Origin of the sequence: Agrobacterium sp. O3.4 (genome assembly GCF_041414895.1) — a bacterium.
GTDB classification, from domain to species: domain Bacteria; phylum Pseudomonadota; class Alphaproteobacteria; order Rhizobiales; family Rhizobiaceae; genus Agrobacterium; species Agrobacterium cucumeris.
This window is the reverse complement of the sequence record NZ_JALPZP010000004.1, coordinates 23511-37217: the sequence shown is the minus strand read 5'-3', so window position 1 is coordinate 37217 and position 13707 is coordinate 23511. Positions and strand designations below refer to the sequence as shown.

Below are 13707 nucleotides of genomic sequence, written 5' to 3'. Positions count from 1 at the left end.
CTACTCCCGCAACTCGGCTGATTGCATTTGCCGATACCAGGCGACGAGGGCCTTGATGCCCTCTTCGACCGGGGTCTGCGGCACATAACCGGTCAGTGCCCTCAGAAGATCGGGTGAGGCAAAGGTGCGGGGAACGTCGCCCTGCTGCATCGGCAGCATGTTGCGGATTGCCGGCTTGCCGACTGCCTTTTCGATCGTTTCGACGAAATGCATCAGCTCCACCGGCTGGCCGCCGCCAATATTGACGACGCGGAAGGGCGCGTGATGCGAGAGCGTGTCGATGACACCATTCTGCGTAACCCGGTTTTCTTCGGACGGGATGATCTGGCTCAGCCGGACGATGCCTTCGACCAGATCGTCGATGTAGGTGAAGTCGCGGCTCATATTGCCCTGGCCATAAATGTCGATTGGCCGGCCGTTGGAGACGGCATCGACGAATTTGATCGGCGCCATGTCCGGCCGTCCCCACGGCCCGTAAACCGTGAAGAAGCGGAAGGCGGTGGTGGGCAATTTGTGTAGATGGGCATAGCTATGCGCCATCAGCTCCATCGATTTTTTGGTGGCGGCATAAAGCGTCATTGGCTCGTCGGCCTTGTCACTCTCCGCAAAGGGGATTTTTTCGTTGGCGCCGTAGATGGAGGAGGTCGATGCCAGCATCAGGTGCTTGACCTCAAGGCTTCTCGCGAGCTCCAGCATGTTGAACGAGCCGATGAGATTGGAATCGATATAGGCGCGCGGATTTTCAAGGCTGTAACGAACACCGGCCTGGGCGGCGAGATGGATGATGATCTCAGGTTCTGCGGCCTCCGCCGCCCGCTTCAGCGCATCGGTATCTTCCAGCATGCCGATTTCGGCCCGGAAGCCGTTGGAGCGGGAAAGGATGGCGTGGCGTTTTTCTTTCAGGCTGACATCGTAATATTTCGTCATGCCGTCGAAGCCGGTCACGAAGTGTCCCGCATCCAGCAGCCGCTTTGCGACGTAAAAGCCGATGAAGCCTGCCGTGCCGGTAACCAGATAACGCATGATGACTATATCCCGAATCTGTTGGTGCGTTTGCGGTTAAACCGAAGCGCGAAAATTGTTTCAGTGAAATTCCAGACGACGAAGCGCTAGAGTTCCTTGCCGGCGGTATCCTCATGCGGGCGGCCGACGGCGGCATAGATGAAACCATGCGCGGCAACTTCATCGGTGCGGTAAATATTGCGCAGGTCCACCAGAACAGGGTTTTTCATGATCGCCTTCAGGCGCGGCAGATCAAGCGCGCGGAACTGGTTCCATTCCGTCACGATCACCACGGCATCGGCATCTTGCGCTGCCTCGTAGGGGCCCGTTGCGTATTCGATATCCTCCATCAGATGGCGGGCATTCGCCATGCCTTCGGGATCGTAACCGACCACTTTCGCCCCACCGTCCTGCAGGGTCTGGATGATGGCGATCGCCGGGCTGTCGCGCATGTCGTCGGTATTCGGCTTGAAGGTCAGGCCAAGCACGGCGATCTTCTTGCCACGCACGTCGCCGCCCACGGCGTTGATAACCTTGCGGCCCATGGCGCGCTTGCGGTTGTCGTTGATGGCGATGGTGGTTTCGATCAGCCGCACCGGCGCGTCATAATCCTGCGCGGTCTTGGCAAGCGCCAGCGTATCCTTTGGGAAACAGGAGCCACCATAACCGGGGCCTGCATGCAGGAACTTCGAGCCGATGCGGCCATCGAGACCGATGCCGCGCGACACGTCCTGCACATTGGCGCCGACCTTTTCGCAGAGATCGGCCATTTCGTTGATGAAGGTGATCTTCATCGCCAGAAAGGCGTTGGCGGCGTATTTGATCAGTTCCGAGGCGCGTCGCGTGGTGAAGAGCAGCGGCGACTGGTTGAGGTAGAGCGGACGGTACACCTCCGTCATGACAGGGCGGGCCCGCTCGTCCGAAAGGCCAACGACGATACGGTCCGGCCGCTTGAAATCCTCGATGGCGGCACCTTCGCGCAGGAATTCCGGGTTGGACACCACGGCGAAATCGGCGGAGGGGTTTTCCTCGCGAATGATGCGCTCCACCTCGTCGCCGGTGCCGACCGGAACGGTCGATTTGGTGACGATGACGGTGAAACCATCCAGCGCATGGGCGATCTCTTTTGCCGCCGCATAGACATAACCAAGATCCGCATGGCCATCGCCGCGCCGCGAGGGCGTGCCGACCGCGATGAAGACGACCTCGGCATTGGCGACGGCAGCGGAAAGATCGGTGGTGAAACTCAACCGGCCGGCCCTGGCGTTATTGGCGACGATCGTCTCCAGGCCCGGTTCGAAGATCGGAATATGGCCGTTTTTCAGGGCCTCGATCTTCTCCGGCATCTTGTCGACGCAGACCACATCGTGGCCGAAATCTGCAAAACACGCGCCGGACACGAGGCCGACATAACCCGAACCGATCATCACTATCCGCATTCTTTTTCCTTTCGGTTAGCGAGGCCATGTTAACGCGGCAATACCAGCCGGGGAAATCGGCGGGCGAAAATTACACGATAATATTTAGCCGCCTTCACGCCCGTCGCCAAGCGCCACGATGCACACCGGCTAACCTCTTTCCATGACGGTGATGTGATGGCGGCGGCGGGACAAATTTGCCGCACCTTGCAGCCATTTGCACCGGCCGGGTCCAATCGGGCAATTTTGCGTCTTTTGCGGCTTGCACTCATAGGTAGCCGGGTCTAGCCATAGGGCTGAGGATCAAATCTGCCAGACTGTCTGTCCCACAAAGGGGCGTCCGGGTCGCGTTTAACGCGACCGGGAGAAGCTTTGCGTTGCGGTCGGTGTTCGGGGAAGTCAAATGCAAAAGGGTTTTCTGCTCGGTCTGTTCGCTTATGCGACCTTTTCCATGGGCGATGCCACCATCAAGTCGCTTGGATCGCAGATCAGCGTTTTCGAAATCGGCTTCTTCAGCATTCTCTTCTCCGGCATCTTCATCTTCTTCAGCAAGCCGCGTGAGGAAAGGTGGCGTGAATTCTGGCGCATGAGCAGACCATTCGCCGTGCATGGCCGCGCGATTTCCGGCCTCTTCGCCGGTATTTTCGGCATCTATGCCTTCACCACCATTCCGCTGGCGGAAGCCTATGCGCTGATCTTCCTGTCGCCGCTTTTCGTCACCGTGCTTTCCGCCGTGGTGCTGAAGGAGAATATCGGCCCGTGGCGCTGGGCGGCGGTTCTGGCCGGCATCGTCGGCGTCATTCTCGTGGTGCGGCCGGGCTTCAAGTCGCTGGAACTCGGGCATTTTGCCGCCATCGGCGTGGCGTTCCTGGCGGCGATGACCATCGTGCTGCTGCGCTCGCTGGCGGGTAAGGAGAAGCGCACCTCGATCATGGGTGTGCTGTTGATTTACGGTCTGACTTTTAACGGCATCGCGTCCATTCCCGATTTCGTCATGCCCAACCTGCACCAGCTTCTGGCCTTCGCCTTCATCGGCCTTTGCACGGCGACGGGGCAGATAACCCTTCTGGTCGCGACCCGCATCGCGCCGGCAAGCCAGATCGCGCCCTCGCATTATTCGCAAATCCTCTGGGCGGTGGCGATCGGCATGACCTTCTTTCACGAATATCCTGACGCCGTTGCGGTGCTGGGTCTAGCGGTCATCGCTGGATCGGGACTTCTGACGATGATCCGCGAAAAGGTAAGGCTTGGCACCGTGCGCTGGAACCCGTTTTTCCGCAATCGCCTGTGAACCCTTCTGCCGATCAGAAACAGTGCGTCAACCGAAGCGTGGCTTGTGATGAGGTGGCGACCCGGCCCATAAGGCTTTCATCTTTAGATGAACAGGGAGCCGCAAATGCTCGTGGATGGAAAATGGACCGCCGAATGGCATCCGGTGCAGGCAACCGACAAAAAGGGTGGCTTCGTTCGCCAGACCTCCGGTTTCCGCAACTGGGTAACGGCTGATGGCTCGGCGGGACCAACGGGCGAGGGCGGTTTTGCGGCTGAGGCCGGTCGCTACCACCTCTATGTCGCGCTGATCTGCCCATGGGCATCGCGAACGCTGATCGGCCGCAAGCTGAAGAAGCTTGAAGAGGTGATTTCCGTTTCCGTGGTCGAGCCGGCGCTTTCGGACGAAGGCTGGAAATTCTGCGACTATCCGGGTTCGGATCGGGACATGCTGAACGGTTTCACCCATGTGCATGAGGCCTATACCAGCGCCGACCCGCATTATACCGGTCGTGCCACCGTCCCGGTGCTTTGGGACAGGAAGACGAAAACCATCGTCAACAATGAATCTGCCGATATTCTGCGCATGCTGAATTCCGGGTTCGGTGATCTCGCCGATAATGCGATCGACCTTTATCCGGAGGCGCTGCGCGACGGGATCGACGCTCTCAACGAGCATATCTATCCGCGTCTCAACAACGGCGTTTACAGAACCGGTTTTGCCACCACGCAGGTGGCTTATGAGGAAGCCTTTGCCGAGGTTTTCGAAACGCTCGATGAGCTTGAGACGCGGTTGGCGACGGGCGGGCCTTTCCTCTTCGGTGATCTTCTGACCGAAACGGATGTCCGGCTTTTTGTGACGCTGGTTCGTTTTGACGCCGCCTATTACGGCCTGTTCAAATGCAATCTTCGCCGCATCGCCGATTATCCCGCGCTGCAGGCCTATATGATACGGGTGCTGAACGTTCCAGGCGTGCGCGACACGGTCAATATCGACCATATCAAGCGCGGTTATTATTCCATCAAGGCGCTCAACCCGACCCGGATCGTGCCGGTCGGCCCCGATCTTCCGGGGCTTGATGAGGTCTCCCTCCGGTCCTCGAAGTGACCGGATAACGGACTAGACAGGCTTGCCGACCTGCTCGAGCAGCCAGGCCTGAAAGGCGCGGGCGAGTGCATTGTCCTGCCGCCCTTCCGGCAGGGCGACGTAATAGCTCTTGTCGGTCTGCAGGGGGATGTCGAAGACGATTTCGAGGCGGCCGGAGGCAAGTTCCGCCTCGATGAGATATTTCGGCAGAAGGGCAAAACCGATACCGCTTGCGGCAGCTTCGATGATCATCGAGAACTGGTCGAAACGGCTTCCCTGATAGGCATTTTCCGCCGTCACCCCGTTCATCTCCAGCCATTCCGTCCATAGTTTCGGCCGCGTCGTCACATGCAGCAATGGGTGTTCGGCCAAATCCTGCACCCGGTTCACTTTGGCGCGGCCAAGCAGGGCGGGACTGGCGACGGGCACGATCACCTCGTTGCATAAAAACGTGCAGGTGCCATGCGCCCAGACCGGTTGGCCATAATGAATGGCGAGATCGAAACCTTCCTCATCGAAATCGAATGGATGCGAGCGCGAGCCGATCGTAATCGCCATATCCGGATTGGCATCGATGAAGCGGGAGAGGCGTGGCATAAGCCAGCGGCTGCCAAAGGTCGGTAACGTTGCGACGGAAAGCGATGCGTGCGATGTTCCGGCCGAAACCGCACGCACCATCAGCTGTTCGGATTGCTGCAACAGGCGCCGTACATCGGGCAGGAATTTACGGCCCGCTTCCGAAAGCACGACCCGCCTGCGGATGCGCTCGAAAAGCTGCATTCCCGTCTGCGCTTCCAGTTCGCCGATCTGCCGGCTCACCGCGCTCTGCGTGAGGTTGAGTTCTTCCGCCGCGCGGGTAAAATTGCCGTGCCTTGCCGCGCATTCAAACGCCTGCAGGGTGACGATATCTGGGACCAGTCTTCTGCGCGGATCCATTCCATTCTCGCATCAACTTACCCGCTTTCCTCATTGGAAAAGGGTTGCTATGCCCATATATGATTACGGGAAAGAATGGAATGGTGTTTTGCCGGCTTGGCGGCACCGTTGACAAATTCGGGGAAAGAAGAGCGACGGGAGTTGAAAGCGCCGTATTAAAAACGGCCTTTCCTCCCCTTTCAGCCAAAAAGGATAATTGGACATGGATGCGACCACGAAGCTTGACGTGAAACAGGAAGCAGCCGCCCTTCTCGACAGGATGGGTGTTGCCCGCGATCTTTATACCGGCGGCAACATGGCGTCCTTCAGCCCGGTGACGGGTGAACAGGTGGCAAACCTGAAGACCGTTTCGGTCGAGGGCGTGGCAGCGGTGGTCGACAAGGCCGATGCCGCCTTCAAGCAATGGCGCAATGTGCCGGCTCCCCGTCGTGGCGAGCTGATCCGGTTGCTCGGCGAAGAGCTGCGCGCCTTCAAGGCCGATCTCGGCCGTCTCGTGTCATTGGAAGCGGGCAAAATCCCGTCCGAAGGTCTCGGCGAAGTGCAGGAAATGATCGATATCTGCGATTTCGCCGTCGGTCTTTCCCGCCAGCTTTATGGCCTCACCATCGCCACCGAACGTCCCGGCCACCGCATGATGGAGACCTGGCATCCGCTCGGTGTTGTCGGCGTCATCTCGGCCTTCAATTTCCCCGTCGCCGTCTGGTCGTGGAATGCCGCACTTGCCATTGTCTGCGGCAATTCGGTGGTCTGGAAGCCATCGGAAAAGACGCCGCTGACGGCGCTGGCCGTTCAGGGCATCTTCGAACGAGCCGCCGCCCGCTTCGGCGATGCGCCGGAAGGTCTTTCACAGCTGCTGATCGGCGATCGTGCCGTGGGTGAAGCATTGGTGGATAATCCCAAGGTGCCGCTGGTCTCTGCCACCGGCTCCACCCGCATGGGCCGTGATGTCGGCCCGCGCCTGGCAAAGCGTTTTGCCCGCGCCATTCTGGAACTCGGCGGCAACAATGCCGGTATCGTCTGCCCGTCCGCCGATCTCGACATGGCGCTGCGCGCTATCGCCTTCGGTGCCATGGGCACGGCCGGCCAGCGCTGCACCACGCTTCGCCGTCTCTTCGTGCATGACAGCGTTTACGACCAGCTCGTGCCGCGCCTGAAAAAGGCCTATGCCTCCGTCTCCGTCGGCAACCCGCTGGAAAGCTCGGCACTTGTCGGCCCGCTGGTCGACAAGGCAGCGTTTGACGGCATGCAGAAGGCGCTCGAGGCGGCGAAAGCCCATGACGGCGTGGTGAATGGCGGCGGCCGCGTGGATACCGGTGCGGCGGATGCCTATTATGTGAAGCCCGCGCTCGTCGAAATGCCTGAACAGGTTGGCCCGGTGCTCGAAGAGACCTTCGCGCCGATCCTCTATGTCATGAAATACAGCGATCTCGATCAGGCAATCGACGCGCATAACGCTGTCGCCGCTGGTCTTTCCTCGTCGATCTTCACCCGCGACATTCAGGAATCGGAACGTTTCCTGTCGTCGGAAGGCTCGGATTGCGGCATCGCCAACGTTAATATCGGCACCTCGGGCGCAGAAATCGGTGGCGCTTTCGGGGGCGAGAAGGAGACCGGCGGCGGCCGTGAATCCGGTTCGGATGCGTGGAAAGCCTATATGCGCCGCGCCACCAACACCGTCAATTATTCCAAATCGCTGCCGCTGGCGCAGGGTGTGTCCTTCGACATCGAATGACATCTGTGACCTGTCGCTCGTCCGGAGCGATAATGATGTGTGGTATTGCTTTTATCGGCGCGGATTTTTCCGCGCCGATTTTGTTTTGGGCAATCGTGCCGCTCAGCCGATGCTCATCAGGCTGGCATTGCCGCCGGCCGCGGTCGTGTTGACGCTGACGGAGACTTCTTCGACCAGCCAGTCGAGATTATAGGACTGACTTTCACCGGAAAGCGCCTCCGTGGTTGCGGCCTGCACGAGAACCAGTGGGCCGGGCAGGGTGGCGATCTTTTTGTTGGTCGTCACGATACGCTCTGCATCACCCTCGACCAAGGCGCCAGCAAAGGGGCCGGATTTTGCCCAGTCATCCGCCCAGACGATGCGCGAGGTGACGGTTGCCGGCAGCCCGTAGATCGATTTTTCGAGGCCAGAGGCATTGTCGATGACGGCCGTGTTTCCGGTGGCAAGTGCTGCCGCTAGCTGGCGGTAAAGCCCCTGTTCGGTTGCCGGAACCAGCAGGATGCTGCCGCGCGGATGAAGCGCATAGACGTTTCGTTCGCCGACGGGGCCTGCCAGCTCGGTTTCGAAGCCGAGGCCGGAAAGCGCCGCCGCCTGCCGTGCTGCTTCGGCCGCAACGGTTTCGCCGTTTTCATCCAGCCAGCGGGCAAGATCGACGGCGGCCTGATCCTGCTGGCTTGCAACCCGGTCGATCTTCGGCGCAGCCTGCGTCATGCGGCCGAGATAGAGCGGGCCGCCGGCCTTGGGGCCGGTGCCGGAAAGACCGCGCCCGCCAAAGGGCTGCACGCCGACCACCGCGCCGATGATGTTGCGGTTCACATAAAGATTGCCGGCCGCGACGCGCGACAGCACATGCTGGATCGTATCGTCGAGGCGCGTATGCAGGCCGAAGGTCAGGCCGTAACCGGTGGCGTTGATTTCGTCGATCAGCCGGTCGAGATTATCCCGCTTGAAGCGGATCACATGTAGCACCGGGCCGAATACTTCCCGTTTCAGATCGGCGAGCGATTTCATCTCGATGATGGTCGGCGGCACGAAGGTACCCTTGCCGGTTTCACCCGCAAGCGTGATCTGTTCGATGCGGTGGCCGAGTGCGCGCATGCCATCAACATGCTTTTCAATGATGCCCTTGGCCTCAGCGGTGATGACGGGGCCGATATCGATGGAAAGCCGGTCGGTGCGGCCGATGCGCAATTCATGCAGCGCACCTTTGAGCATGGTGAGCGTGCGATCCGCCACATCTTCCTGCAGGCAGAGAATGCGCAGCGCCGAGCAGCGCTGGCCGGCGCTGTCGAAGGCCGATGCGATGACATCAGCGACAACCTGTTCGGCGAGTGCGGAGGAATCGACGATCATGGCATTCTGGCCGCCGGTTTCGGCAATCAGCGGAACCGGCTGACCGTTCGTCAGAACCCGGCCGGCCAGCTGGCCCTGAATGAGCCGCGCCACTTCCGTCGAACCGGTGAACATCACACCCGCCGTCAGCGGTGAGCCGACAAGTGCCGCGCCCGTCTTGCCGTCGCCCGGCATAAGCTGCACGGCATCCTGCGGAACACCGGCTTCATGCAGCAGGCGTACACCCTGCGCCGCGATCAGCGGCGTTTCTTCCGCGGGCTTTGCCAGAACCGGATTGCCGGCAACCAGTGCCGCCGCCACCTGACCGATGAAGATGGCGAGCGGGAAGTTCCACGGGCTGATGCAGACGACCGGGCCAAGCGGTGTTTCGCCAGCCTTGAAATTCTTGCGGGCTTCCGCTGCGTAATAACGCAGGAAGTCGATCGCCTCGCGCACTTCGGCAATGGCGTTGGGCATGGATTTTCCCGCCTCGCGCATGATGAGGCCGAGCAGATCAGGCATCTCGGCCTGCATTGCGTCAGCGGCGCGCTCCAGGCAGGCGGCACGCTCTTCAACCGGGGTGGAGGGCCAGGTGGAGGCCGCCGCCCGCTGCATCGCCGCTTCGGCATCGGCTTCGGTCGGTTCGGTCACATGGCCGACAATATCCGTGTGGTCGCCGGGGTTGAGCACCGGCCGTGTCTGGCCGCTTGCCTGCGGCGCTGCGGCTTTCCACTCGGTTGCCGCAGCGGCCTTCAAGGTGCTGTCGAGTGCGCAGAGCGTTGTTTCACTGGACAGATCGAGGCCGGCAGAATTCTTTCGGTCCGGGCCGAAAAGACCTTCCGGCGCGGCGATACGGTCGTGCCGTGCGCCGGGAACGGCATAAGCCTTGACCACCGTGACCGGGTCCTCCAGCAGGGAATCGACCGGAACGGCGGGATCGGCGATGCGGTTGACGAAGGAGGAGTTCGCGCCGTTTTCCAGCAGGCGGCGAACCAGATAGGCAAGCAGCGTCTCATGGGTGCCGACGGGGGCGTAGAAGCGGCAGGGGCGGTCGAGCTTTTTCTTGCCGACGACCTCGCTGTAAAGCGGTTCGCCCATGCCGTGCAGGCACTGGAACTCATAATCGCCAAGTTTGAACTCGGAACCGGCCAGATGATAGATGGTCGCCATGGACTGCGCATTGTGGGTCGCAAACTGCGGGAAAATCACGTCGCGCGCGCCGAGCAGCTTGCGGGCGCAGGCAATGTAGGAGACGTCGGTGTGCACCTTGCGGGTGAAGACCGGAAAGTCCTCCAGCCCATCCACCTGCGCGCGTTTGATTTCCGCATCCCAGTAAGCGCCCTTGACGAGGCGCACCATGATGCGGCGGCCCGAACGGCGGGCGAGATCGATGATGTAATCCAGAACGAAGGGGCAGCGGCGGCCATAGGCCTGCACCACAAAACCGAGGCCGTTCCAGCCGGCAAGGTCCCTGTCGAGCGCCAGTTCTTCGAGAAGGTCAAGCGACAGTTCCAGCCGGTCTGCTTCTTCCGCGTCGATATTGAGGCCGATATCGTATTTCTTGCTGAGCAGCATCAGCGATTTGACACGCGGCAGAAGCTCGGCCATCACCCGCTCGGCCTGCGCGCGGGCGTAACGCGGATGCAGCGCCGAAAGCTTGATGGAGATGCCTGGACCGCCATAGATGCCGCGGCCGGCAGAGGCCTTGCCGATGGCGTGGATGGCGTTTTCATAATCCTTGTAATAACGCTCCGCATCCCTGGCGGTGGTCGCGGCTTCGCCCAGCATGTCGTAGGAATACTGGAAGCCCTGCTCCTCCAGCGGCTTGGAGCGTTTGATGGCTTCGCCGATCGTTTCGCCGGTCACGAATTGTTCGCCCATCATGCGCATCGCCATATCGACGCCGCGGCGGATGACGGGTTCGCCGGCCCGCGCGATCAGCTTGGTCAAGGCCGCGGAAAGGCCGCTGTCATTGACGGTCGAGGTCAGTTTGCCGGTGATGACGAGACCCCAGGTGGCGGCGTTGACGAAAAGCGAGCGCCCGCCGCCAATATGCGACTTCCAGTCGCCGCGCGCGATCTTGTCGCGGATCAGCGCATCGCGGGTGGCGGTGTCGGGAATGCGCAGCAGCGCTTCGGCAAGGCACATCAGCGCCACGCCTTCATGGCTGGAGAGCGAATATTCCTGCACCAGCCCTTCGACGCCGGTGCCCCTGGTCTTGGCGCGCAGCGCCTCGATCAGCTTGCCGGCGGTGGTGCGGATGGCTTTCGTCTGCTCCGGTGTCACCGTTGCCGCCTCAATCAATGGGGCCAGGCATTCTTCCTCGGGGCGGCGATAGGCGGCGGTGATTGCCTTGCGCAGCGGGCTTTGGTCACGCACCGGCGGCGCGAAATTCTGGAAAATACCGTTCATTGCTACACCGGCGTTGCTTGCACCATTGGCCATTCTGAAAATCCTGAAAAAGCTGTTGAAGAAAGGCCGTCGGCGGCAGCGTGTCCTCCGCCCGCCGCTTTTCATCCTGCCGCTGACAATACCATCACCAAGAAAATTGCTATGGCCTTATTTTTGGAATAAAACAGGCCATATGAACTTTTGTTTTCTTCAATTGGCGTGAAAGAACATGGCAAATAGTCACAAAACAGACGATCTGGACCATTTCGATCTCAAGATCCTCGAGGCCTTGAGCGAAGACGGCCGCATGTCGGTGCTGCAACTGTCGAAAAGGGTGGGCCTTTCCAAGACGCCGTGCCAGACGCGGCTGAAGCGGTTGGTAGATGAGGGTTACATTCTGGGCTTCCGGGCGGTGCTCAATCCGCACAAACTCGGCGTCGATCACATTGCTTTTGCCGAAGTCAAACTTTCCGATACACGGGAAAAGGCACTGGAGGAATTCAACACGGCGGTTCGCAAGATCAAGGAAGTCGAGGAATGCCACATGATTGCCGGCGCCTTCGATTATCTTTTAAAGGTACGCACCAGCGACATTCGCAAATATCGGCGGGTGCTGGGGGAGAAAATCTCGAGCCTGCCATCGGTCGCCAATACTTCGACCTTCGTGGTCATGCAGTCAGTCAAGGAAACCGGCATCTAGAGATGCCCCGCTTTCTGCCTGGCAATGAAAGTCACGGGCAGACATGGAAAAACGGGCAGACGTAAGCCTGCCCGTTCGCTGTTCTTAAAAATTCAGTTCTTTCAGCGCGCCGTGGCAGCGGCGGTAACCGCGCTCATCTGCGCATCCGGACCGAACTCATTTTCGTTTTCGATACCCAGAAGCTCCTGCAGACGCAGTCTTGCGCGGCTGACACGGCTCTTGATCGTGCCGACAGGGCAACCGCAAATCTCAGCGGCTTCCTCATAGGCAAAGCCCGAGGCACCAATCAGCAGGATGGCTTCACGCTGGTCATCAGGCAGTTTTGCGAGTGCTGAGCGGAAATCCTGAAGGTCGACCGAACCGTGCTGCTCGGGCGGCACCGAGAGGCGCGAGGTATAGACCCCGTCCGTATCCTGCACCTCACGGCCGGATTTGCGGATCTGGCTGTAAAACTCGTTGCGCAGGATCGTCACCAGCCATGCCCGCATGTTGGTGCCGGGTTGGTAGCTGTCCTGTTTCGCCCAGGCCTTCATGATCGTGTCCTGCACGAGGTCGTCGGCACGGTCTCTCGAGCGGATGAGCGAAATGGCGAAGGCGCGCAGGTTCGGCAGCGCCGCCAGCATTTCCCGCTTGAAATTGTATTCTGTCTGCTCCGGCTCTTTCGCCATCATTCCTCCGAAGCCTTTATTTTGGCTTTGCTTTCGGCTTCATCGAGTTTTTCGAGAAGATCGAGGAATTTGTCAGGGATGCCTTCATCCTGAACGGCATCGTAAAGCTCCCTGAGCTTGCGGGAAATCACCGCCCGCCCGGAATGTGGAACCTGAGGGGCGGCCGAATTGTCCGGCGAATCTTGGTCCGATTGAAACATGCTCATAACGTCCGGTATTCCTTTTGTGTCGTGGCAAATAATGCGTGGTGAAAAAAATAGTTCCGGCCCTCGGGAACTTTTTTTGCGATACGCACGTTGCTATCTTGGGTTTGCGTTGCAAACCGCATAAACGGGGAGAATTCCATGTCAGTTTCTACACGCATCGCACCGCACCTGCCATATCTGCGCAGGTTTGCGCGTGCCGTTTGCGGCTCACAATCCACGGGCGATGCCTATGTTGCGGCAACACTCGAAGCTCTGATCGCCGATATCAGCATCTTCCCGCAGACAAGCAGCGATCGCGTTTCGCTCTATCAATTGTTCGTATCGATCTTTAGTTCCGTCACGATCAATATTAAGGCGGATGAAAACCTGTCAGGATGGGAGAAGCGCGCTTCTGCGAACCTTTCTGCCGTGCCGCCGCTTGCCCGTCAGGCTTTCCTGCTGACGACGGTCGAAGAGTTCACACCTTCGGAAGCCGCAGAGGTTCTGAGAGTGTCTGAAGACCAGGTCGGCAGGCTGATCGATGAGGCGGCTTCCGAAATCGCCCGCCAGGTCGCAACCGATATCATGATCATCGAGGACGAACCTCTGATCGCCATGGATATCGAACAGATGGTCACCGATCTCGGTCACCGCGTCACGGGTATTGCCCGCACGCATACCGAGGCGCTCGACCTTTTCCATCGCACGCAGCCGAAAATGATCCTTGCCGATATCCAGCTTGCAGACGGCAGCTCCGGTCTGGATGCGATGAAGGACATCCTGCAGATGACCACCCTCCCGGTGATCTTCATCACGGCTTTCCCCGAGCGTCTTTTGACGGGCGAGCGGCCTGAGCCGACCTTCCTTGTGACGAAACCTTTCAACCCGGACATGGTGAAAGCGCTTATCAGCCAGGCCCTGTTTTTCAACGAAAGCTCTCGCGTCGCGGCGTGAAATTTGCCGAAACCGCAGACGAGCCGGGAACCA

General features: G+C 59.8%; 11 protein-coding genes. 5 read left to right on the top strand and 6 right to left on the bottom strand.

The window, feature by feature from the left end:
* Both M0412_RS19080 and M0412_RS19075 read right to left on the bottom strand, forming a co-directional pair.
* Positions 1 to 1023, bottom strand: coding sequence for an NAD-dependent epimerase (locus M0412_RS19080; RefSeq protein ID WP_269701747.1), 1023 nt, complete (start codon positions 1021 to 1023; stop codon positions 1 to 3).
* 86 nt (positions 1024 to 1109) lie between these two features.
* Entirely contained in the window at positions 1110 to 2441 is a 1332-nt protein-coding gene (locus tag M0412_RS19075) for a UDP-glucose/GDP-mannose dehydrogenase family protein (protein WP_269701749.1), read from the bottom strand.
* Between the two features lie 382 nt (positions 2442 to 2823).
* Here M0412_RS19075 and M0412_RS19070 point away from each other — a divergent pair, with 382 nt between their 5' ends.
* Both M0412_RS19070 and M0412_RS19065 read left to right on the top strand, forming a co-directional pair.
* Positions 2824 to 3711, top strand: coding sequence for a DMT family transporter (locus tag M0412_RS19070; RefSeq protein WP_142842410.1), 888 nt, complete (start codon positions 2824 to 2826; stop codon positions 3709 to 3711).
* Positions 3712 to 3816: 105 nt separating this feature from the next.
* Positions 3817 to 4797, top strand: coding sequence for a glutathione S-transferase family protein (locus M0412_RS19065; RefSeq protein WP_269701751.1), 981 nt, complete (start codon positions 3817 to 3819; stop codon positions 4795 to 4797).
* A 12-nt stretch (positions 4798 to 4809) separates the two neighbouring features.
* Here the strand turns inward: M0412_RS19065 and M0412_RS19060 are convergent, their stop codons facing one another.
* On the bottom strand, positions 4810 to 5712 hold the full coding sequence (locus tag M0412_RS19060; RefSeq protein WP_269701753.1) for a LysR substrate-binding domain-containing protein: 903 nt from the start codon (positions 5710 to 5712) through the stop codon (positions 4810 to 4812).
* Between the two features lie 202 nt (positions 5713 to 5914).
* On the opposite strand from M0412_RS19060, the gene M0412_RS19055 reads away from it, so the two are divergent.
* Positions 5915 to 7444, top strand: coding sequence for an aldehyde dehydrogenase family protein (locus M0412_RS19055; RefSeq protein WP_269701755.1), 1530 nt, complete (start codon positions 5915 to 5917; stop codon positions 7442 to 7444).
* Positions 7445 to 7546: 102 nt separating this feature from the next.
* Here M0412_RS19055 and putA read toward each other — a convergent pair whose 3' ends face one another.
* Positions 7547 to 11221: a trifunctional transcriptional regulator/proline dehydrogenase/L-glutamate gamma-semialdehyde dehydrogenase gene (gene putA, locus M0412_RS19050; RefSeq protein ID WP_269701758.1), complete on the bottom strand. Its 3675-nt coding sequence runs from the start codon at positions 11219 to 11221 to the stop codon at positions 7547 to 7549.
* Positions 11222 to 11396: 175 nt separating this feature from the next.
* On the opposite strand from putA, the gene M0412_RS19045 reads away from it, so the two are divergent.
* The gene (locus M0412_RS19045; protein WP_142842404.1) at positions 11397 to 11867 is read left to right on the top strand and encodes an Lrp/AsnC ligand binding domain-containing protein; all 471 of its coding nucleotides are present in this window, start codon (positions 11397 to 11399) and stop codon (positions 11865 to 11867) included.
* A gap of 101 nt (positions 11868 to 11968) precedes the next feature.
* On the opposite strand, the gene M0412_RS19040 is transcribed toward M0412_RS19045, so the two are convergent.
* Positions 11969 to 12535 (bottom strand): sigma-70 family RNA polymerase sigma factor, encoded by a 567-nt coding sequence (locus M0412_RS19040; protein ID WP_142842403.1) that lies wholly within the window; start codon positions 12533 to 12535, stop codon positions 11969 to 11971.
* The gene (locus M0412_RS19035; RefSeq protein WP_142842402.1) at positions 12535 to 12741 is read right to left on the bottom strand and encodes a NepR family anti-sigma factor; all 207 of its coding nucleotides are present in this window, start codon (positions 12739 to 12741) and stop codon (positions 12535 to 12537) included. Before M0412_RS19035 ends, M0412_RS19040 begins: the two co-directional genes overlap by 1 nt.
* Positions 12742 to 12879: 138 nt before the next feature.
* On the opposite strand from M0412_RS19035, the gene M0412_RS19030 reads away from it, so the two are divergent.
* Entirely contained in the window at positions 12880 to 13674 is a 795-nt protein-coding gene (locus M0412_RS19030) for a response regulator (RefSeq protein ID WP_269701763.1), read from the top strand.
* Positions 13675 to 13707: the final 33 nt, after the last annotated feature.